General features: G+C 64.8%; 15 protein-coding genes. 11 read left to right on the plus strand and 4 right to left on the minus strand.

The window, feature by feature from the left end; translation table 11 throughout:
* Nucleotides 1-14 precede the first annotated feature (14 nt).
* Complete coding sequence (locus D1Y84_RS01950; RefSeq protein ID WP_124847009.1) at nucleotides 15-854, plus strand: glycosyltransferase family 2 protein; 840 nt, start codon at nucleotides 15-17, stop codon at nucleotides 852-854.
* 36 nt (nucleotides 855-890) lie between these two features.
* Here D1Y84_RS01950 and D1Y84_RS01955 read toward each other — a convergent pair whose 3' ends face one another.
* Nucleotides 891-2,453 carry a flippase gene (locus D1Y84_RS01955; protein WP_158615266.1) on the minus strand — a complete coding sequence of 521 codons (1,563 nt, stop codon included), beginning with the start codon at nucleotides 2,451-2,453 and terminating at the stop codon, nucleotides 891-893.
* Between the two features lie 281 nt (nucleotides 2,454-2,734).
* On the opposite strand from D1Y84_RS01955, the gene D1Y84_RS01960 reads away from it, so the two are divergent.
* From D1Y84_RS01960 to D1Y84_RS01995, 8 genes are all read left to right on the plus strand, one after another.
* Nucleotides 2,735-3,676: a glycosyltransferase family 2 protein gene (locus D1Y84_RS01960; protein ID WP_124847011.1), complete on the plus strand. Its 942-nt coding sequence runs from the start codon at nucleotides 2,735-2,737 to the stop codon at nucleotides 3,674-3,676.
* A gap of 794 nt (nucleotides 3,677-4,470) precedes the next feature.
* Entirely contained in the window at nucleotides 4,471-5,514 is a 1,044-nt protein-coding gene (locus D1Y84_RS01965) for an SLBB domain-containing protein (protein ID WP_124847012.1), read from the plus strand.
* 116 nt (nucleotides 5,515-5,630) lie between these two features.
* The gene (locus tag D1Y84_RS01970; protein WP_124847013.1) at nucleotides 5,631-7,823 is read left to right on the plus strand and encodes a polysaccharide biosynthesis tyrosine autokinase; all 2,193 of its coding nucleotides are present in this window, start codon (nucleotides 5,631-5,633) and stop codon (nucleotides 7,821-7,823) included.
* 32 nt (nucleotides 7,824-7,855) lie between these two features.
* Nucleotides 7,856-8,965 carry a glycosyltransferase family 1 protein gene (locus D1Y84_RS01975; RefSeq protein ID WP_158615267.1) on the plus strand — a complete coding sequence of 370 codons (1,110 nt, stop codon included), beginning with the start codon at nucleotides 7,856-7,858 and terminating at the stop codon, nucleotides 8,963-8,965.
* Nucleotides 8,962-10,275 (plus strand): glycosyltransferase, encoded by a 1,314-nt coding sequence (locus D1Y84_RS01980; RefSeq protein WP_199726340.1) that lies wholly within the window; start codon nucleotides 8,962-8,964, stop codon nucleotides 10,273-10,275. The genes D1Y84_RS01975 and D1Y84_RS01980 overlap by 4 nt, the downstream gene beginning before the upstream one ends.
* A gap of 118 nt (nucleotides 10,276-10,393) precedes the next feature.
* Nucleotides 10,394-11,851 carry an undecaprenyl-phosphate galactose phosphotransferase WbaP gene (wbaP, locus tag D1Y84_RS01985; protein ID WP_124847015.1) on the plus strand — a complete coding sequence of 486 codons (1,458 nt, stop codon included), beginning with the start codon at nucleotides 10,394-10,396 and terminating at the stop codon, nucleotides 11,849-11,851.
* A gap of 90 nt (nucleotides 11,852-11,941) precedes the next feature.
* Nucleotides 11,942-13,333: an O-antigen ligase gene (locus D1Y84_RS01990; RefSeq protein WP_124847016.1), complete on the plus strand. Its 1,392-nt coding sequence runs from the start codon at nucleotides 11,942-11,944 to the stop codon at nucleotides 13,331-13,333.
* A gap of 362 nt (nucleotides 13,334-13,695) precedes the next feature.
* Nucleotides 13,696-14,943: a hypothetical protein gene (locus D1Y84_RS01995; RefSeq protein WP_124847017.1), complete on the plus strand. Its 1,248-nt coding sequence runs from the start codon at nucleotides 13,696-13,698 to the stop codon at nucleotides 14,941-14,943.
* A 192-nt stretch (nucleotides 14,944-15,135) separates the two neighbouring features.
* Here the strand turns inward: D1Y84_RS01995 and D1Y84_RS17815 are convergent, their stop codons facing one another.
* Nucleotides 15,136-15,279, minus strand: coding sequence for a hypothetical protein (locus tag D1Y84_RS17815; RefSeq protein ID WP_158615268.1), 144 nt, complete (start codon nucleotides 15,277-15,279; stop codon nucleotides 15,136-15,138).
* A gap of 12 nt (nucleotides 15,280-15,291) precedes the next feature.
* Nucleotides 15,292-16,437, minus strand: coding sequence for an SIS domain-containing protein (locus D1Y84_RS02000; protein ID WP_124847018.1), 1,146 nt, complete (start codon nucleotides 16,435-16,437; stop codon nucleotides 15,292-15,294).
* Nucleotides 16,438-16,739: 302 nt separating this feature from the next.
* Between D1Y84_RS02000 and D1Y84_RS02005 the strand changes: the two genes are divergently transcribed.
* On the plus strand, nucleotides 16,740-18,143 hold the full coding sequence (locus tag D1Y84_RS02005) for an alpha-L-fucosidase (protein WP_124847019.1): 1,404 nt from the start codon (nucleotides 16,740-16,742) through the stop codon (nucleotides 18,141-18,143).
* Between the two features lie 11 nt (nucleotides 18,144-18,154).
* A complete protein-coding gene (locus tag D1Y84_RS02010; protein WP_124847020.1) occupies nucleotides 18,155-18,946 on the plus strand; it encodes a copper homeostasis protein CutC in 792 nt (263 codons plus the stop codon).
* Nucleotides 18,947-19,007: 61 nt separating this feature from the next.
* Here D1Y84_RS02010 and D1Y84_RS02015 read toward each other — a convergent pair whose 3' ends face one another.
* Entirely contained in the window at nucleotides 19,008-21,116 is a 2,109-nt protein-coding gene (locus tag D1Y84_RS02015; RefSeq protein ID WP_233580993.1) for a beta-N-acetylhexosaminidase, read from the minus strand.
* Nucleotides 21,117-21,423 lie beyond the last annotated feature (307 nt).

Below are 21,423 nucleotides of genomic sequence, written 5' to 3' on the forward strand. Positions count from 1 at the left end.
CCCTGGGGCTTTGAATGAAACTTTCTTTGGTAGTGGCTTCGGTAGATCGAACCAGGGAGCTCCATGCCCTGCTTGCGGGCTTCGAAGCACAGCTCTACCGGGATTTCGAGGTCGTGATCGTCGACCAGAACGACGACGACCGCCTTGTTCCCATCGTTGCTGAATTCAGCCGGTCCTTCCCGGTGATCCATCTTCGGACCAATGTCCGGAACTGCTCCAACGCTCGCAACCTGGGCCTGTTCGCGGCCACCGGCGAGGTCGTCGGCTTCCCCGACGACGACTGCCTCTACAAGCCCGACACCATGAGCAAGGTCGCTGCGCACTTCAGCGGCGACCCCACGCTGACCCTGCTCGCCGGCAACTGCGTTTCGGAGACAGGCGAGCTGATCAATGGCCGCTGGACCACGGCCTCCTGCGAAATCAACGACAAGACCGTCTGGACCACCGTCATCGGCTTCGCCATCTGGATGCGCACCGCGCCCGCGCGGGAGATCAATGGCTTCGATCCCGCCATCGGTCCCGGCACGCCGTGGGGGTCAAGCGAAGAGCCCGACCTCGCGCTGCGTCTGCTGCGCCGGAACTACCGTGGCTACTACGATGTCACCCTCGGCATCTGGCACCCGGACAAGCGCCTCACCCCCGGCGCCATCGCGCGCGCCTTTTTGTACGGAGCCGGCATGGGCCGCGTGCTGCGCAAGCACTCGATCGCGGCAGGCATTGCCGCGCCCTACTTCATTCGCCCCATCGGTGGCGTGGTGGTGAGCCTTCTGCGGCGGCGCATGTCCCACGTGCGCTACTACTGGGGCACCTTTCGAGGCCGCCTGTTCGGCTACATGGCTGCACCCTCCCGCTAGGCGGCAGTCAAAGAAAGTGCAGCTTAGGGGCGCGGCCTACCGGCTCGCTCCGGAGAGCAACGGCAACAGCCGGCCGGCCTGCAGCGAAAGCTTGGTCCGCTCGTCCGCCGAAAGCGCCCCCCACAGCAGCACCACGAACAGCAGCACACCTGCAGCCGATACATATGGCGCAAACGCAGAGCCTTCCGCCATAGCGGCAGCCACCAGCGTCGCCGTCATACCAAGTAAAAAGGGCCACACCTGCACCACGGCCTGCCGTGCCGGCTGGTAGAAGCGCTGCACGATCCAAAGGCGAACCCCCAGGTCAAGAATGCAGCGGATCGCCCAGGCAATCGCCGCCCCCTCGATCCCCTGCTGCCGCACCAGGAATGCCAGTAGCGGCAGGTACACCACAATCTCCCCAAAGGAGAAGATGGTGTTCACCTTGGCCTTGCCGATACTGTCCAGCAGACCCGCGACCACGTTGTCGATACTGCTCAGCAGGATGCCCACACCCAGCCACTTGAGCACCACAGCCGCGTGCCCCGCGAAATCAGCCCCCAGCCAAAGCGTCAGCACCCAGTGGCTCAGCGCCACGCACACCAGGCAAGCGGGAAATAGCCCCGCACCCACCGTGAGCATGCCTCGCCGGAATAGTGCCCGCGTGTTCTCAGGGTCCGTCCGGTACGAAGCAGCCATCGCCGGGTATGCCGTGTTCATGATGGCGATGGGCAGCAGGTTGAAGCGCTGCACCAGGTCCGAGGGAGTGGAGTAGTACCCGATCGCCGCGGTGGTCGAAACCGAGGCAATAATAAAGCGGTCCATGTAGGTAAGCAGTGGAAACGTCAGGTTGGAGGCCGTCATCCAGCCACCCATCTGCAGCACCGGCTTCAGCGTCGCCATCGAAGACTTCGCCGTCTTCAGCTCCGGCATCGCCCGCACACAGATGCGCCAGTACGCGATGGTCATCACCACGCGGCACATCACCAACGTCGCAATCACGCCAACCAGGCTGTCATAGAAGTGCAGCATCAGCAGCGGACCGATGTAGTACATCGCCATGATCGGCACATTGACCAGGTTGGCCGAGCGGAACTCCTGGTAGGCCGCGATCACGCCCCACAATGCCGAGTTCAGAATCACCAGCGGCGCCGACAGGCAAAGCACCAGCAGCGCGTACAGCACCTCGTGCTGCAGCGCATGCGGAATCACCGAGTACACCCAGAAATGCGCGACCGAAGCCATCACCAGGCCGCCAATCGTCCCCAGCACGGTCAGCGCCAGGATGCCGGAACGCGCCACGTCGGCCGCCTCACGCGCCCGGTCCTCGGCCAGCAGCTCGGCGATCGTCCGCGTCAGCGAACGGCCTATCCCAAAATCAAAAATGCTGAAGATGCCGACCAGGCTCAGCGCGATGGTGAACACGCCCCAGCGGCTCGGTCCCAGGCGATGCACCAGCTGCGGGGTGCAAAGCACCGCGACCACCAGCGGACCGGCCCGGCCAACCAGGTTCCACAGGGCGCTCATGGCAACAGTGCGGCTGCTGCTCAGCTTGCGAACCGCGGCGGCGGCGTCCTGCTCCCCGCCCTCTTCCACAGGTGTCTCCCCTGCTTTCTGCATTACTTTCCTCTCGAGCCAGGCGCAATCCCCGATACGAAACAAGCCTGAAAAAACAGGCTTTCGCACGGCAAAAATCCGGCAGGCGCACCCATTCACCATCGCATCTTACCCGGGCCGCTGCAAAGAAAACTCTCTTGACAGTTCCTTTTTTACATGACGAGTGGGAAGATCAGTGTGGTCAAGGACCAGGATGCGGCGGCGCCACCCTCGTCCGCAGCCTTGTCTTCCCTGCAGCACTGCACCTCGTGACCCACTTACGCTGTTCAAGGACGCCCCTGTACATGTCTGAGCCCGCGCACCGCCCCGTGCCCGCTTCCTCTCCTGAGCAACCACGCGGACCCCGTCTGTCCATCGCGATCGGTATCGCCACCAGCGGCCGCCCGGTCATCCTGGCGGAAACACTGCAGGACCTGGCCCGCCAAACACGCAGGCCCGACCAGGTCTTTGTGCTCTACAGCAAGCCTGAAGATATAGGCAACCTCGAGGCGCAGCTTCCCGGCATGCACTTCGGCAAAGCGCAGGGCGGCCTCTGCGAGAAGCGGAACCAGATCCTCGATGCCGCCGCCGGCTTCGACCTTATCTTCTTTATGGATGATGACTTCTACCTGGACCCCGGCTACCTGCAGGCCATGGAGCAGGCGTTCCTTGAAGACTCCACCCTGGTCGCAGGCAGCGGCATCGTCCTCGCTGACGGCGCCAGGGGGCCCGGGCTCAAGCTGGCGGATGCACGCTCCGTGCTCTCACGCGCCGAGCAGCAGGGTGTGGCGCGACACTCGCGGCACACCGCCTTCAATACCTATGGCTGCAACATGTGCTTCCGGCTCGCCACCATTCGCCAGCACAGCGTGCGCTTCGACGAGAAGCTGCCGGCGTACGGCTGGTACGAAGACATCGATTTCTCCCGCCGCATGGCGCGCTTCGGCTCGGTCATGCGCCTCGACAACGCTCTCGGCGTTCACCTCGGGGCCAAGGTCGGGCGAGTGTCCGGCGTGCGCCTCGGGTACTCCCAGGTGATCAACCCTTTCTACCTCGCGCGCAAAGGCAGCTTCCCATGGAGCAACGCCCTGCGAAGCGTCGGCCGCAACATGCTGGCTAACATTGTCCGCAGCATCCGTCCGGAAAGTTACGTGGACCGCCGCGGCAGGCTCCGGGGCAATGCAATGGCCATGCTGGATCTGCTGCGCGGCCGCCTGCGCCCCGACCGCATCCTCCATATGCGCTAGCAGCAACGCGCGCGGCCGGCGCCCGCAGCCGCGCGCCTTTCCGCATCCGCCCCGCCAGTCACGCCTCGCCCAGATCTCTCCGCGATCACCCCGCCCAAAGCCGGCCGTCCTGTCAGCAGGCTGTACGTCGATTTGCAAATTCAGCCATCCCGCCCCGCAGAAGCCTTCCGCCGGGTCAGGCGGTTTATGCCTCTACGACGAGCGCTCAATCCGCGCCGGCTTGATCTCTCGCGCACACCGCTCATCGGCAGCCACCGCTAACCCCTCCCCGCTACCTACCCGCGCCCACGGCCTAAGCGCCTTCGGGCGACCTGCGCCACCGCCGCCGTTCCGCAAATCGAGCAAAAAGTAGGCGATTCCCTTGCGGCTAGGAAAAAAATGCGTAGTGCCTGGAGTGTCGACTTGGAGAATCATCGCGCGTTGGTACCGCAGGGTAACCACCTCTCCGCGACACTCTTTTTCTCTGCATTCAAGCGGTGGATTCATGGGAACTGTGAGAAATTTTGGGCGATTTCCCGATTCAAGAATGCCACGGCGATGGTTACCGATTTGTATTTTGACCGCCAAAAGCGTGACTCAAGAGTGCTTGAGTTACGGGATGGGGCCGATGGTAGAGTCCGGACAGATCAAGCAGAACCGGTGGAATTTACCTGATCCGCCGGCCACACGAGATCCGCAGCGAGCGTTTCTTGCACGATGATCGGGCAGCGTTCCCCGATCTGCAAACCTAACCACTGTCAGGCATCGCGCATGCGATTCCGGACGGCCATCCGAAGTTCGTCTGGATACCGATTATGACCTTGTTCCGCTTGTTCCACCTCAAAACAGCGCAGCACGCAGTCCGCGCCATGCGTACCCCGGCTCCTGTTCTTATGCTCGCCTGCGCCGCCTTGGTTCTTCCGCACTGCCTCACCGCTCAGTCCACGGAAAGCACGGGAAACACCGTGCCCTCTGAAGCGGCTTCCCCTGCACCGCTTGCTGTTCTTCCCTCGCAGGCACTCGGCGCCGATGATCTGGTCCAGATCCTGGTGCCGTACTGCCCCGAGCTGTCGCACTCCTTCCGCGTTTCCTCCGACGGCACGCTCAACCTGCCGTTGCTGAAGCAGCGCATCGCGGTCAGCGGTCTTCAGCCCGCAGAGGTTGAGACCAAGATCGCGGCTGCCCTGGTGAGCGAGCAGATCCTTACCGAGCCCACCGTGAATGTGTCGGTGCTTGAGTACCGGTCGCGGCCTGTAAGCGTGGTGGGTGCCGTGCGCAACCCGCTGACGTTCCAGGCCACCGGCAACACCACGCTGCTCGATGCGATCGGCCGCGCCGGCGGCTTCTCGCCGACCGTGGGCTCCGATCTCACCGTGACCCACCACTCGGCGCTCGCCAATGGAACCATGCAGGTCTCGGTGCAGGTGATTCCACTCAAGGAACTCATCAATGGTGCCGATCCTAAGTACAACGTCAAGCTGGTCGGCGACGAGGAGATCCGGGTGCCGGAAGCCTCTCGGATCTTTGTCACGGGCAATGTCAAGAAGCCCGGCAGCTTCCCCATGCAGACCGATGGCGACACCACGGTGCGCAAGGCCCTGGCGATGAGCGAAGGACTGCAGCAGTACTCCACCCGGCAGGCCTTTATCTATCGCGAGCAGAAGGCCGGCGAGCCGCGCCAGGAGATCAGCGTGCCGCTGCAGGAGATCATGGCCCGCAAAGCAGCGGATGTACAGCTGCTGCCGGACGACATTCTTTATGTCCCGGAAGATGGCGGCAAGAAGCTCACAGCCAAGGTGCTCGCCGGCATTGCCGGTTTCGGCACCACGGCGCTGGGCACGGCAATTGTGTACAAGTAAGGCGCCCACCGCGCCATTGATGGTCGGTATTGCTTGAGTTGATTTGGCCGGGCACTCTTTTTCACCCGGTCTCCTGCCAACCCCCAGAGTGAGCAGTCACACAGCGAGGATTTTCCATGTCATCTGTCTATAACAACAAGCCGAGGATTTTGCCTGCCAGCGCGCCGCCCAGCCAGATCGCGCACTACACCGGGCCCCAGGCCGCCGCCGAGCCGGATGAACTACTTCCCATGCAGCACTACATGTGGCTGCTGCGCCGCGCGTGGTGGAAGATTGCGCTGTTTGTTGTGACGTGCACCGCGCTGACCGCGGTTGCCTGCTTCCTGATGACGCCGGTCTATGAAGCCACCGTGCGCCTCGCGGTGGACAGCAAGGTACCGGCCAGCGTGATCGGCCAGGACTCGGCCACGCCCAACATCAGCGACGTGGAAGAGTTCCTCACCACCGAGATTGACCTGCTGCAGTCGGATGCGGTGCTGCGCCCCGTGGCCAAGGCCTACCACCTGCTGCCCCGCGACAAGAAGGGCAAGGAGTTCCTGCCCGCCGGCTCCGTGACCCTGCCCGGGCTGACCATTACCCATCCCGCCAGCTCGCTGCTGCTCAAGATCACCTACCGCTCCAAGGATCCGCGCAAGGCAGCGGATGTGGCCAACGCCGTCGCGCACTCCTATATCGATGAAGCGATGGACATGCGCCTGCACTCCTCGATGAACCTGTCCGGTTTCATGGCCAAGCAGCTCGACGACCTCAAGGCCAACATGGACAAGAGCGCCGAGGCGCTGACCACCTACCAGCGTCAGCTGGGCGTGATCGATCCCGAACAGCAGACCAGCATCCTTTCCGCTCGCGTGGCCCAGCTCAACAGCGAGTACACCGAGGCCGAGAACGACCGGATCCGCAAGCAGACCGCCTACCAGGGTGTGAAGTCCGGCAATGCCAGCGCGATTGATATCTCCACGCAGGCCGAGCAGCTCACCCGCCTCCAGCAGCAGATGCAGGATGCCGAGCAGGCCATGGCCATCGTGCAGACCCACTACGGCCCCAACAACGCCAACTACAAGGTGGCGGCCAACACCCTGGCCGAGGTCACCCGCGAGTACCAGGCGGCACGCGACAATACCGGTCGCCGCATCCAGACGGACTTCGCCCAGGCGGACACCCGCGAAAAGATGCTCGCTGCCACCCTGGCCGCGGCCAAGGCGCAGTCCGACGCGCTCAGCCTCAAGTCGCTTGAGTACCAGCAGCTGAAGCGGGATGCCGACGCCAACAAGACGCTGTACAACGAGCTGTTCCAGAAGATCAAGGAAGCCGGCATCAACTCCGGGTTTCAGAACAGCTCCATCCGCATCGCCGACGAGGCCCGTCCGCAGAACGCGCCGGTCTTCCCCAAGAAGGGCATCTTCATCTTCATCGGCTTCTTCCTGTCGGGTGTGATCGCGGTGGCCGCAACCCTGCTCTCCGACATGATGGACAAGAGCGTGCGGGATCCGGAACAGGCCCGCCGCAGCCTCCAGGTCGAGGTGCTTGGGATCCTGCCCGACGTGCTGCAGCTCAAGCCCGCCGGTCGCCAGCTCCTGCTTAAAAGCGGCAGCGATGTGCCCGCCCCCGTGGCCGGCAAGCAGCCGCTGGACTGGAGCCGCACCCAGGACGCCTACACCGAGGCAATCCGCACCATGCGCTCCCTGGTACTGCTCGAACGCACCCGCGAAAAACTGCGCTCGGTGCAGGTGACCAGTGCGGTGGCCGGCGAAGGCAAGAGCACCTGCACCGCTCACCTCGCCATCGCTCACGCCATGCAGGGCCGCAAGACTCTGCTGATCGATGCCGACCTGCGCCGCCCTTCGCAGCACAACCACTTCTCGCTGCCCAATGAAGAAGGCCTGGCCGACGTGATCATGGACGGCCGCAGCCTGGCCGACGTGCTCCACACGATCGAAGGCATCGAGAACCTCCACGTGGTCACCGCCGGTGCCTCGGCCATGCGCGCCGCGCACCTGGTCGGCAACAAGATGGCCGCGCTGCTGACCGATGCCGAGCAGGACTACGACCTGGTACTGATCGACACCCCACCCATGCTGGGCCTCGCCGAGCCGATCCAGATCGCCTGCTCCGTCGATGGTGTGCTGCTGATCACGCAGGCAGGCGAGACCAACCAGGATGCGGTGGCCGCCGCAATCGGCACCCTGAACCGCCTGGACGTCAGGATCCTCGGACTTGTGCTCAACAAGGTTCGCCGTGAAATGAGCTCCACCTACCAGCACTTCGGCGTGTACGGGCAGTATGACGAACGCGTTTTGAACGCAAGCTAGGCAAGGGCGAAGACACGATGCAGGCGATCCCCATGACCCCACCCGTGACCCAAACCGACCGTGCCGAGTACGTGGTGAATGCACGCTTCCTGGCGCATCGCATCACGGGCATCCAGCGCTACGCACGCGAGATTGCCTCGCGCCTGGGCGGCTCCCCCGAGATGCTCAAGCCCAGCAATGGCAAGGGCGCCCGCGGCCACCTCTGGGAGCAGCTCGCGCTGCCCCGGCTGGCCGGTGGCCGGCTGCTCTGGAGCCCCTGCGGCGCGGGTCCTCTTTCCTACACGCGCCAGGTCGTCACCTTTCATGACCTGTTTCCCCTGGAGCACCCGGAGTGGTACTCCGCCGCCTACGCCAAGTGGTACAGCCTGATGTTCCGCCGGCTAGCCACCAATGCAGCGCACCTGATCGCAGTCTCGTCCTACACCAAGGACCGGCTGGTGCGTCAGCTCGGTTGCGACCCGGATGATGTCACCGTGGTCTACAACGGGCCCGCGCAGTCCACGCGCCTGTCCACGACCTTCGAGGCCGCCCGCGCCTGCGCCGCGCTCGCCCTGCCCTCGCGCCGCTACGTGCTGTCGCTCTCTTCGCTCGAGGCACGCAAGAACCTGCCGACGATCTTTGCCGCCTGGCGCATCGCGCAGCGCTCCCTGCCGGACAATGTCTGGCTCGTGCTCGCCGGCCAGCAGGCCGATGCTTCGGTGTTCGGCAAGCAGCAGCTTTCCGCCATCCCGGCGCGTGTGCACTTCACCGGCTACGTCGCCGAGGAGCACCTGGCTGGCCTGTACTCGGGCGCCTCGCTGTTCCTGTTTCCCTCGCTCGCCGAGGGCTTCGGCCTGCCGCTGCTGGAGGCCATGAGCTGCGGGCTGCGCGCCGTTACCTCCAACAACAGCTCCCTGCCCGAGGTGGGCGGCGATGCGGCGTTCTACGTGGACCCGCTCGACGTCCGGGAGCTGGCTGCGGCGATCCTGCGTCACATCGCCAGCGAGAATGCCGCCTCTGCCCCGTTTCTCCCCGCGATGGAACAGGCCAGCCGCTTCTGCTGGACTGACTCCGCGCGGCGTACCGAAGATGTGCTGCAGCGCGCCGCACACAGCCGCCGCAAGGTCGCGGCGACCGATGGACGTCGCTGGAGGGTCGCATGAGCCTGTTGATGCCTGTTCCATTTGAACTGCCTGAGATTGCGCAGGAGCTTCCCTGCGATGCACCGCTTGAGCTCACCGCACTGGCTGGCAAACGCGTCGCGCTCGTGCATGACTGGCTGACCGGTATGCGCGGGGGCGAGAAGGTTCTGGAGGTGCTCTGCACCCTGCTTCCGGACGCGCCGCTCTGGACCCTGCTGCATAACCGCGGCTCCGTCTGTGCCGCGATCGAAACGCGTCCTATCCACACCAGCCTCCTGCAGCACATGCCCGGGGCCGCGCGGCGGTACCGTTCGTACCTGCCCTTTTTCCCGCTGTTTGCCGAGTGCAACAAGGCAAAAGATGCCGACGTGGTGATCTCCACCTCGCATGCCGTGGCCAAGTCCATGGTGCGGCGCACGCGCACCGCCGGCGGCAGCCAGCCGCTACACATCTGCTACATCCACACCCCCATGCGCTACGTGTGGGACCTGTTCGACGAGTACTTCGGCCCCGCGCGCATGGGTGCCTTTGCCTCGCGCTTCGTGTTTGCCCCCATCGCCGCGGCGCTTCGCCGCTACGACCAGCGCACCAGCGCGCGCGTCGATGTGTTCGTGGCCAACTCCACCTACGTGGCCGAACGGGTGCGTCGCATCTACGGCCGCGAGGCCCTGGTGCTGCCGCCGCCGGTCGATGTCGCCCGCTACGGCAGCACCGTGCGCGAAGCCGGCGACCGCTACCTTGTGGTCTCGGCGATGGTGCCGTACAAGCGCGTGGACCATGCCATCCGCGCCTGCGCCACGCTGGGCCGCAAGCTCACCATCGTTGGCAAGGGTCCCGAAAACCAGCGGCTGCGCGCCCTGGCTGCCGAGCTCGGCGCCGACGTGGTCTTCGCCGGCTTCGCCAGCGACGCCGAGCTGGCCGACTACTACCGCCAGGCGCGTGCGCTGCTGTTCCCCGGCGTCGAAGACTTCGGCATCGTGCCCGTGGAGGCCATTGCCTGCGGCTGCCCGGTGATTGCGCTTGCCGAGGGCGGCATCCTCGACTCCATGACCAACGAGACCGCGGAGTTCTTTCACGAGCCCACCGTGGCAGCGCTGGAACAGGCCATGCTCGCCTTTGAAGCACGCGCCCTGTCTGCCTTTCATCCCGAGACGCTGCGCGCCCGTGCGCGCTGCTTCTCCGAGGCCGCCTTCATCGTCCGCCTGGCCGAAATCGTCCAGGCAGCCGTGAACCCCCCGGCCTTGCCCCTTGAGATCCCGAGCGGACTGCAGAGCCGCCGGGACACCACGGAGTTGTTGGACCCACCGGTCGAGGCCGCGTGGCTACGCTGATGCACTTTCCCTGTGGGGCTTCTGCTCCACCATCTGCCTCCGCCTTTCCCGGGCTGCGGCGCCAGCACCATCGATTTATCGCAGCTGAAGTGGCGATACCGAGCAAGAGGTGGCGTTCATGAGCACTGTTTCAACGTTGAGATCTCCCGTAGCGACCAGCACAGCAATCCCGGCATCTGGCTGCAACCGTACCCTTACCGTCTCCGCCCTGGTCTGTGCCGACCTGCTGGCCGTGCTGTTCGCCGGCTGCGTCGGTCTGTCGCTGCGCCTCGCTTTCCATGGTGAGTTCCGCCCGGCCGACTATTTCGGCCTGCTCGCCGCCCTGCCGCTCTTCTTCCTGGTCTTCTCTGCGCTCGACATGTACCCGGGCATCGCCGCCAACGCGATCGAAGAGTTCCGCACCATGATGCATGCGGTCACGATCTCCTATCTCCTGATCATCGTTTCGACCTTTCTGATCAAGGTGAACAACCGCTACTCGCGCATCGCCTTTGTTCTTTCCTGGCTGCTCACCCTGGCCCTGGTGCCGATCGCCCGGCGCGCCGTGCGCTCCTTCGGCTCCAGGCAATCCTGGTGGGGTGTGCCCACCGTGATCTTCGGCGCTAATGACACCGGCGCGGCCATGCTCAAGATTCTGGAGCAGCAGCCCACCCTTGGCCTGCGCCCCATCGCGCTGCTGCACGAGCACGCCCCCGCCCAGCGAGCCGAACACACCGAGGGCCTGTTCACCGGCGACTTCGCTCATGCCGCCAAGCTCGCCGCCAGCAACCGTGGCTGCTACGCCATCCTGGCCATGCCGCATCTGCGCGCTACCGAGCTGGAAGAACTGCTCAACGAGTATTCCCAGCACTTCCGCCATGTGCTGGTACTGCCCGACGTCGCCGGCATGTCCAGCCTCTGGGTCTCGGCCAAGGACCTCGGCGGCATGCTGGGTCTCGAGGTGGAGCAGCGCCTCTCGCAGATGATGCCGCGCGCCATCAAGCGCACATTCGATCTGCTGGTCACCTCCACCATCGCGCTGTTCCTGCTGCCGCTGCTGGCTGTGCTGTACTGCAGCGTGCGCCTCAGCTCGCCCGGCCCGGTCTTCTACGGCCAGCGTCGGATCGGCCGCGACCACAAGCTCTTCACCGCCTGGAAGTTCCGCTCCATGGTCACTAACGCCGACGAGGTGCTCGAAGAGCATCTCGAACGCGACCCGGCTCTGCGTGCCGAGTGGGACCGCGATCGCAAGCTCAAACGCGATCCGCGCGTCACCCGCATCGGGCGCATCATGCGCAAGACCAGCCTGGACGAGCTGCCGCAGCTTTGGAACGTGCTCTCAGGCCAGATGAGCCTGGTTGGACCGCGCCCCATCGTGATGGCCGAGGTCGAACGCTATGGCCGCCGCTACCAGCACTACCGCCGCGTCACCCCCGGCATCACCGGCCTCTGGCAGATCTCGGGACGCAACAACACCAGTTACGAACGGCGCACTGAAATCGACGAGTACTACGTTCGGAACTGGTCGGTCTCCATGGATCTCTATATTCTTTACCGCACGGTCAAGACTGTTCTGTTTACCGAAGGCGCCTACTAGGACGCCCGCTCGGCGGCGGCTTCTCCGCCGCCGAACCAGGCCGTCATGGCCGTCCGGGCCGTTCAGGTCCAAGTTTCAAGAAAGGCAGCGATGACTGCTTCCACTTTGCCGGTCCTTGTACTGATTGCATTTCTCTGGTGGCGCACCAAGGGCGAGCTGCTGCCGATCATTCTGATGTGCTCGGTGTTCGATGCCTCCGCTGCCGTGGTCGTGGCAGGCTCGGCCGTGGTGCCGTGGATTCTCGCTCTGGCCATCTGCCTTCCGATCAAGATCATCACGGGCACCCTTCAGTGGAAGCCCATGGTCGGAACGAACAAAGGCGCCTACCACGCCATGTTCCTGTTTGTGGGCTATGCCTTCTTTTCGGCGATGGTCTGCCCCTTTGTATTTCACGGGATCCTGGTCAGCAACTCGCACAACGGCATGAATCAGCCCCTGGCCTGGACGTTCAGCAACTTTGCCCAGCCCTCCTACCTGCTCTGCGCCATGTGCGTGTACCTCATTGCGGTCCACAGCACGCGGGAACAGCAGCGCAACGCCATTGACTGGTTTATCTATGCGGCCGTCACCGTGGCCTCGTTCATGATGTACCAGCTGGCCAACGCGGTACTGCACGTTCCCTACCCATCGGCCATCCTCTACACCAACACCACCCACGTCATCTACGACGCGTACAAGATCGGCGGCGTTTGGCGCCTCAACGGCACCCAGACCGAGGCCTCCGCCGCTGCCTTTTTTCTGGCCATCGGCCTGGCCCTGCAGGGCTGGCAGCTTGCCACGCACCGCATCCGCTGGCAGTCCGCGGCAGCCTTCCTGCTCATGCTCACGGCGCTGGTGCTCACCGTGTCCACCACCGGCTACGCCTGCATGGTGACGCTCGCACTCTCCGGCATCCTGCTCTATGCGCGCCACTCCTTCCGCAAGGGCGGTGCAGCTCCCGTCAAGGTGCTCATCGCGCTCGCGTTGATCGGCGTCGCCGTCCCCGCCTTCCTGCTTACTAACGCCGGGCAGACCGTCAGCAAGGTCCTCATGACGGTGTTCGTCGACAAGATGAGCTCCGACTCTTACCGCGAACGCTCCATGATGAACTCGCTCGCCCTGCAGACAGCGCATGACTCGTACTACTTCGGCGCCGGCTGGGGCAGCGTCCGTGCCTCGAGCTTCGCCTGCTCGCTGTTCGGTAACGTGGGTATCCCGGGAGCGCTGCTGTTCGCGATCCTGCTCATGCAGCTCGCCAAGCCCCTGCTCAAGCCCCGCCGCTATGTCCGCTTGGCTCTGTTTGAGCGCACACTCTATGGCGTCTTCGTGATGATGGTGGCGCAACTTGTCGCAGGCGCCGATCTGATCTCGCCCATCATCTGGACCATGTTCGGGATCGCCACAGCCTCCAAGCCGCTCCGCCGTGCCAGCGCGGCTGTCCCGGCACCCAGCCTCGCGCCTGCTGACCCACTCCCGCTGCAGCGCCCGACGCTCGTCACCTAGCAAAGTCGCACATTCGCAAAAAATATTTTCAGGCGGAAATGTGCCGGCACCCGGCACATTTTTCCCGCAGCCCCTGCGAGCACTCTTTACCCTGCGGCAGTAACAGCTTCCCGCTCCAGGGGTCGAAATACACCTCAGGCAGAAAAGATTGCCCGACTTCCTTGCCGCTTCTACCTGGCGCCTGCACACGCCACAATGAACAATGGAAATATTGACACGCAGCGCGCCGAGGCAGCGCGGCCGTGCGAGGTTGTCTCTCGGGTTAGGATGCGAGGTATTCACCCATCCATCGAAGGTGCCGCCCACCTTCGACTCAGCTGAGGAACGATATGCCCCGCGTGTTTGCCCCCAAAGAATTCTGCTTGTTTGCTCTTGCTTCCTGTATCAGTGCTCCGCTCTTCGCTCAATCCCTGCAAACCATCCCCTCGTTGCCACTGGCAACATTTCAGGACAGCCTCGGTGTCAATCTCCACATCGAGTACACCGACGGCCAGTACGCCAATGCCGCTGCCGTGCTCAGCGACCTGCAGTTCCTCGGCATCCACAATGTGCGCGACCAGGTGCCACAACCTGCCAACTGGCTCCCCGTCGGCCAGGGACTCGCAGCCATGCAGATGCTGGGCGCAAATGGCATTCACTTTGATCTGATCGCCGCCCCGAACCAGGCACTCGCGACCAACATGCAGCAGCTCGATAACCTGCAAAAGACCCAGCCCGGCATGGTGATCTCGGTCGAAGGCCCCAACGAGATCAACAACCAGCCGGTCACGGCTCCCGGTCTCTCCAACGAGCAGGCTGCCGAAAATTACCAGCGCTCGCTCTACAGCGCCGTGCACAGCGACAGCAACTTCGCCAACGTGCCGGTGTACTACCTGACCGGCGGCGACCAGATCGATCTCAGCGCCAACCCGGGCCTTGCCGATTACGAGAACGGCCACCCCTACCCGCACACCGAAGAGCAGCCCTGGTCCTGGCTGCAGCTTGAGTTCAACCAGCGGTTTATCAATCCCTCCGCGCTGCCCAAGGCCGTGACCGAGTCCGGCTACTACACCCTGCCGCAGTCCACCGACTGGGGTGGTGTGGATGAGCCTGGCCAGGCCGAGCTCGTGCTCAACGACTACTTCGACGCGGCGCTGCAGGGCATCGTCCACACATACATGTACCAGCTTCTCGATGCGTACCCTGACCCGACCGGCACCATCCTGGACGATCACTTCGGCTTCTTCCACCTGGACGGCACGCCCAAGGTCCTGGCCTATGCCATGAACAACCTGTCCCGGGCGTTCCCGCAGGACAAGGCCTCGTCGCCGGTCACCGTGCAGGCTGCCATCAGCGGGCTGCCCGCCAGCACCGGCCACGCCTTCGCCCTTACCGGTTCCGACGGTTCCATCGCGGTCTTCCTCTGGAACGAAGCGCCCGTCTGGAACACCGCCGCACAAATCCTGCAGTGGGTCACGCCCGTGCCCGTAACCGTGCAGATCCCTGGCTCGTGGAACGTCAGCTACTTCACCCCGGCGCTGCCCGCCACGATCCCGCTTTCCGGCAGCAACGGCACCTACACCACCACGGTCGCCTCTTACCCAACCGCGTTGATCTTCCGCAAGCAGTAAGCCGCTTCCACGCGGTTTCCACCAGGGGTGCCGCAGTCGTTCGCGGCACCCTTTTTCTTGCGCGCAACATCTTGCACCCGGCCACGCAGGCTCCAGCCACGCGCGCGCCGCCTCAAGCCTGGCAGCAACAAAAAGGCTGTTCTCCCACCCGGGAGAACAGCCTTCGAAAGCGCAGCCAGCCTTGCGGCCGTCTTACTTGTAATCCGGCAGCAGCGCCCAGGTGTCGGGATCTTCCTCGCCCAGCGCCAGGCGCAGGAGCCGGCGAGGTGCTTCTGTTTCGCGAGCGCCAGCCGGTCGCTGTACCCTCGCTTCATCGACATCCTGCTCCAGCAGCACGCTGGCTTTTGGTTAAGCCACTGGAACGGACTTCACCAGGTTGCGTGGCCTGTCCACATCCACCCCGTGCGTCAGCGCCACATAGTAGGCAAACAACTGCAGCGGCACCACTTCCAGCAGCGGCAGCAGGTGCTCGGGCACAGGCGGAATCTCGATCGTCTCGCGCACCAGCGGACGCACATCCACATCGCCCTGGTTCACCAGCGCCAGCACCCGCGCACCCTGCTTCTCCAGGATACCGAGCAGGTTCAGCGTGCGCTCGTAGCGGCGTACGGAGTCTTCGTCTTTAGGGTCAAACGCCGCCAATGCCACCAGTGGCACCTCGTCGCTCACCAGCGCATTGGGTCCGTGCAGCACCTCGCCCGCCGGGTAACCCTCGGCATGCACGTACGAGCTTTCCTTCAGCTTCAACGCGCCTTCGCGCGCCAGCGGGTAGTGCACGCCGCGCCCCAGGAACAGGTAGCTCTTGGCACCGGCAAACGCCTGCGCGCAGGCCTCCGCACGCTCGTCCCAGCCAATCAGCGCGCCTTCCAGCGCATCCGCCACGGCTGCCAGCGCCGCCAGCTTCTCGGCCACGGCCTCCGCACTCAACCGCCCGCGCGCCTCACCCGCCGCGACCGCCAGCAGGTGCAGCAGCGCCAGTTGGTTGGTAAAGCTCTTGGTCGCCGGGATCGCCAGTTCCTTGCCCGCCTCGGTGCACAGCGCCACATCAGCTTCCCGCATCATGGTCGAGTCGGGGACGTTGGTCACCGCGATCGTGCGCTGCCCGCGCGCCCTGGCTTCGCGCAGCGCGGCCAGCGTGTCGCCCGTCTCGCCAGACTGCGAGATCACCAGCACCACCGCGCCTGGCGTGGTGTTGCTGGTGCGGTACGAGTATTCGCTGGCATACTCCACATCGACCGGCAGGCCGCTCAGGTCTTCAAACGTGACCTCCGCCGCCAGGCCCGCGTGACGGCTCGATCCGCTCGCGATAATCACGAGCGATGAGGCAGAGGCCAGCAGCGCCCGCACCGGGGCAAACAGTGCGTCGGTTAACCGGCGCTGGTCCGCGGAAACAGCCACGCGCAACAAGGCGCGCAGGGCTTCCGGCTGCTCAAAGATTTCGCGCAACATGGCATGCGCAAAGATGCGCTCAGAGGGTTGGGTGTACTCGGTCATGCGTCACCAGACTTTCCTGACAGGTCGGGCTGTCCACAAACAGCACCTAGGTGATGATCATACCGCCTTCAAATGATCATTTCTGCTTGCCAAACACCTCTTTCCGAAGGCACTCTACAATCCAGTGGTTTTCGGGTGCGGCACACGGCTCAACGGCATCCGCATCAGCCGCGTCTGTGCTTCGCCGCTGCTTTCGCGGAAGAACCGCCCGACTAACTCCTTGTTTCTTCCCGTGGCACAAGACTCAGCGCGCCGCCGCTCCCCGCAACCGGGCAGGCGTCGCGGAAGGACCCACCTTGAACATGCTGCATCGACTCCTGCTCCCCGGCGCCCTGCTCGCCTGCTCCTCGCTCCCTGCAACCGCGCAGCAGAACTTCGCCGACATCAAGCCTTCTCCGCAGCAGGTCGCTTGGCAGGACCTCGAGATCGGCGCCATCATCCACTTCGGCACCAATACTTTTCTCGACCGTGAGTGGGGCGACGGCACGGCCTCGCCTTCCGTCTTCAACCCCACCCACGTCGACACCGACCAGTGGATGGCCGCGGCCAAAAGCGCCGGCATCGGCTACGTCGTGCAGGTCGCCAAGCATCACGACGGTTTCGCCCTCTGGCCCACTGCCGAGAGCGACTACAGCGTCAAGGCCAGCCCATGGCTCGGAGGCAAGGGCGATCTCATCCGCATGGCCTCCGACTCCGCCCACAAGGCCGGCCTGCGGTTTGGCGTCTACGAGTCGCCCTGGGATCGCCACGACCCACGCTATAAGGACCCTGTCGCCTACGACACCTTCTATCTCGCCGAGCTCACTGAGCTCGCCAGCGGCTACGGCCCGCTCGAAGAGTTCTGGCTCGACGGCGCCGGCTCCACCGGCCGCACCTACGACTTCGACAAGATCATCCGCAACCTGCGCACCTACCAGTCCAACACCCTGGTCTTCGGCGACGTCGGCCTCTATCGCAACGGCGACATCCGCTGGGTCGGCACCGAGAGCGGTCGCGTCGACTTCGACGTGTGGAACACGGTCGATAACTCCGGCATGCTGCGCTGGCGCCCGGTCGAAGCCGACACGCCCCTGCACCGCCTGCAGTGGTTCTGGCACCCCAACAGCGACAGCACCCTCAAAACTGTGGACGAGCTGATGACCACCTACAACGAGACCGTGGGCCGCGGCGCGCAGCTCATGCTCGGCCTCGCCCCCGACAGAACCGGCAACCTCCCGGCAGCCGACGTCAAGCGGCTCGCCGAGTTTGGCGCCCGCCTGCAGGCCCTCTACGGCCCGGGCAAAAACCTGCTGTCCTCCGCGCCGCGTGTTCTCCCCGCCGAGGCAGCGCCCGCCCTGAGCGAAGACCACCACTCCGCGTGGGCAACCGGCACAGCCCTGCCCGCGACCCTTACCGTCACCCTTGCCGGCCCCGTGCAGCTTGATCGCTTCCTGACCATGGAGCGTCTCGAAGACGGCCAGCATGTCGAGGAGTACGCCGTGGAAGCGAAGCTGTCCGGCGACACCACCGGCCAATGGCATGAGCTCGTACACGCGCACGTGATCGGCCACAAGAAGATCGACCTGCTCCCCGCACCGGTGCAGGCCACCGCGGTGCGTCTGCGCATCCTCGCCGCCAACGGCCCGGTGGAAATGCGCGCGTTTGGCGCTTACAGCGGCAAAGTACAAAACATCGGCGCCCCTTCCATGGGCAGCCCAGCGGAGTGAACCCAGCACCAATGAATCCCGTACGCCTTGAAATCGCTGTCGACCATCCATCCGCGCTCCAGAACGCCGTGAACGGCGGAGCCGAACGTATCGAACTCTGTTCGTCCCTTGCCGACGGCGGCCTCACGCCTTCGCCCGGTTTTATCGAGTGGGCGCTCGCCGAGGTGGCCGTGCCGGTGCACTGCATCGTGCGCCCCCGCGGTGGCAACTTCTGCTACACCCCTGCGGAGCTTGCCGTCATGGCCGCCGACATTCGCTGCATGCGCAAAATGGGCGCACCCGGCGTCGTAGTTGGCGTGCTCACCGCTCGGCATGCAGTCGACGTCCAGGCCATGCAGGTGCTGCGCGAAGCAGCCGGCCCCATGCGCCTGTGTTTCCATCGCGCTTTTGACCTCGCCGCCGATCGCCCTTCCGCCCTGGAAGACGTGATCCGCTGCGGCGCGGATATCCTGCTCACCTCCGGGGGCGCTGCCAGCCTCGGTGACGGTGCCGCCGAGGTGCGCCGCATCGTCGCCCAGGCAGCCGGTCGCATCGAGATCATGGGTGGCGCCGGCGTCCGCGTCGCCACTGCGGGCGAACTCTGGCGCACCATTCCCATCGACACCCTGCATGCTTCACTGCGCAGCGTGTGGAGCGAGGCCGCGCACCCGGCGCACACCTCCGACCCAACCACAACCGAGACCACTGCAACAATGGGCGCGCGCGACCAGGACACCCTCTACACGGTCAACCCCGACGACGTGCGCGCCGTGCTGCGCGACCTCCCCCCGCGCACCGCACTGCGGGGCAAATCGATCGCTTAACCCAAGCCACCTCTGCAGTGCGGCCACACCGGCCGCACTGCAAAGGTGCATGGCCCCTGCCCTACTTCGCGTCGCTTCCCATCGCGGCAGTCTGCGGCGCGGGCAGTGCCGCGGCCGCATCCACAAGTCTCCGCAGCGATCCCACATACGCAAAGTGCACCAGGGCTCCACCCTTCGCTGCCCGGTCCAGCACCTCGCGCGCATGCTCGGTCCACTCGGCCGTCGGCGCAGTTTTCGCGTCAAGGTAACCCAGCGCCTGCGTACCCACCGCGCCCGTCTCCCCCCACAGCAGCGCCAGCGGGCCCGCGTCATCCATGCGCGGCGACTGCGCCGCCAGTGTTAACAACGCGGGCACCGCATCCTGCCACGCTGCAAAGCGCCTGCGCAGGTCGCTCATCGCATCCTGGCGCGACAGCCTGCCGCCCGCCGAAACATCCCCACTCGTATCCGGCGCATGCGGCGCCGGCTTGCCCGGCGCCGCTTTCCCGATCAGCGCATCCACCGCACCGGCAATCTCCTGCCGCGCCGGCGGGTCCGCCGCAACCGCGTCCACCAGCCGGTCGAGCGAGGTGCGCGCATCCGTCCTTTGCGCGTTGTACCTCTCACCGAACGAGAACGGCTCCGTGACCGATGCGAGCAGGTCGAGCGCGTGCCCGGCAGCAGCCCGCGTCTCCGGCTGCGCGCTGGCTTCTGCCGTGCTCACAAGGTTGCGCCGCAGGCGTTCCGGTCCGGCCAGGTGCATCACGCCCACATCCTCTAGCTCCGCCGAAACCCGCCGCAGCCGCTGGTACATGTACGAGGTGTCGCGGTCGTTCTGCGGCGACCAGAAACGTTCCGCAATCGCCAGCGTACGCGGCCACACCCGGCTGTCTACCGTCTCCGCGTCCAGCTGCTCCGCCCACATGCACACCTCGCCGCCCAGGATCAGCTTCTGCTGCCCTGCGTCCAGCGTGGTATCCACCGGGATCGGATCGGCCAGAAACATCTGCGCCGAGGTCTTCTCGCCATCCAGGTAATACGGTGCCGACAGGATGCCCTGGTATCCCTGCTTCGCACCCGCGCTCAGCGAGGCCTCGCCGCGCCAGCTCTGGATCACGATGTTCTTGGGCAGCGCCGGGTTCAGGATCTCGTCCCAGCCGATCATCTGCTTGCCATGCTTCTTCAGGATCGGCAGCAGCTGCTGGTTGAAATACGCCTGCAGCTCATCGGGCTTGGTGAACCCATGCTTGTCCATGAACGCCTTGATCTTGGGGTTCTTCATCCACGAGTCGCCCGGCGCCTCATCCCCGCCGATGTGGAAGTACGCATCCGGGAAGATCGCACCCATCTCGCCCACCAGCGCATCGACGAACTTGTACACCGCCGGGCTGGTCGGGTCCATCTCGCCCGGCGGCACGCCGAACTTGATCGCCAGCCCATGCAGGTCTTCGCCCGAGCCCAGCTCCGGGTACGCCACGATCCAGCTCGTCGCATGGCCCGGCATATCGAACTCCGGCACCACGCGGATCCCGCGGGCCCGCGCATACGCCACCACCGCGCGCATCTGGTCCTGCGTATAAAACTGCCCGTCTGATCCAACGCTGGTCAGCTTCGGAAACAGCTTGCTCTCCGCGCGAAACGCCTGGTGCTCCGACAGGTGCCAGTGAAACACGTTGAGCTTGGCCACCGCCATCGCATCGATCTGTCGCTCCACCGCCGGCACCGGCTCGAAGTGCCGGCTCACATCCAGCATGAATCCGCGCCAGCGAAAGCGCGGCGTGTCCTCGATCGAGATCGCCGGTAGCACGCACGCGCCACGCACATTGGTCGCCAGTTGCAGCAGCGTCTCCATGCCATGCATCGCGCCCACGTCGGTTGCCGCCGTCAGGGTCGCCGCTTCGGGCGTCACCTTCAACGTGTAGGACTCATCCTCGTCCACCCCCTGCACCGCGCCGCCCGGGCCAGCCACGTGGATCGTCAGGAGGGTCGCGCCGCTGGTATCGGTGGCGAGCGCAGAGCGCCGCACATCCCCGCCGCAGGTGCGATCCAGCCGGTCCAGCATGCGCAGCGTCGCCGCCTCCAGCCGCGCATCATGCGAGGCATCGTAGCGAAACGCAAAGTGCGACAGGCCGCTCGCCGGGGTCACCGTGAGCGCGCCATCCGCGCGCTGGGCAGAGGACGGCATCGGCATCAGGGCAATCTCCTGGGCCAGGCCTACCCCCGCTGCACTGCACGCGAAACCTCCTGCCAGGGCTAAAGACGCAAGCACATGCAGTTTCATTCTCGGTCACCACTTTCATTGGATCTGGAGCAGATTTGCCGCAACGCATCTGGCTGTGCAACGCCCCACAGGCACGGCTCAAAATTCCGGGGTGGCCGCGCACAATCCAGCACGCCCGGCCTCACCCGTTTCACTAAAAACACGCGCGAAACTGATTGGCAGCCTACACCAAAGAAATCAACATTGAGCTTGATTTCTTATCGTTTCAAGGGGATAT

It is taken from the genome of Acidipila sp. EB88, from assembly GCF_003858395.1.
Classification (GTDB): domain Bacteria; phylum Acidobacteriota; class Terriglobia; order Terriglobales; family Acidobacteriaceae; genus EB88.

Bases quoted from the DNA above. Each gene is read 5' to 3' on its own strand.
- D1Y84_RS01965 (WP_124847012.1), top strand. From the start codon at position 4,471: ATGACCTTGTTCCGCTTGTTCCACCTCAAAACAGCGCAGCACGCAGTC.
- D1Y84_RS01960 (WP_124847011.1), top strand. From the start codon at position 2,735: ATGTCTGAGCCCGCGCACCGCCCCGTGCCCGCTTCCTCTCCTGAGCAA.
- D1Y84_RS02005 (WP_124847019.1), top strand. From the start codon at position 16,740: ATGCTGCATCGACTCCTGCTCCCCGGCGCCCTGCTCGCCTGCTCCTCG.
- D1Y84_RS01950 (WP_124847009.1), top strand. From the start codon at position 15: ATGAAACTTTCTTTGGTAGTGGCTTCGGTAGATCGAACCAGGGAGCTC.
- D1Y84_RS01970 (WP_124847013.1), top strand. From the start codon at position 5,631: ATGTCATCTGTCTATAACAACAAGCCGAGGATTTTGCCTGCCAGCGCG.
- D1Y84_RS01990 (WP_124847016.1), top strand. From the start codon at position 11,942: ATGACTGCTTCCACTTTGCCGGTCCTTGTACTGATTGCATTTCTCTGG.
- wbaP (WP_124847015.1), top strand. From the start codon at position 10,394: ATGAGCACTGTTTCAACGTTGAGATCTCCCGTAGCGACCAGCACAGCA.
- D1Y84_RS01980 (WP_199726340.1), top strand. From the start codon at position 8,962: ATGAGCCTGTTGATGCCTGTTCCATTTGAACTGCCTGAGATTGCGCAG.
- D1Y84_RS01975 (WP_158615267.1), top strand. From the start codon at position 7,856: ATGACCCCACCCGTGACCCAAACCGACCGTGCCGAGTACGTGGTGAAT.
- D1Y84_RS02010 (WP_124847020.1), top strand. From the start codon at position 18,155: ATGAATCCCGTACGCCTTGAAATCGCTGTCGACCATCCATCCGCGCTC.
- D1Y84_RS02000 (WP_124847018.1), bottom strand. From the start codon at position 16,437: ATGACCGAGTACACCCAACCCTCTGAGCGCATCTTTGCGCATGCCATG.
- D1Y84_RS01955 (WP_158615266.1), bottom strand. From the start codon at position 2,453: ATGCAGAAAGCAGGGGAGACACCTGTGGAAGAGGGCGGGGAGCAGGAC.
- D1Y84_RS02015 (WP_233580993.1), bottom strand. From the start codon at position 21,116: ATGCCGATGCCGTCCTCTGCCCAGCGCGCGGATGGCGCGCTCACGGTG.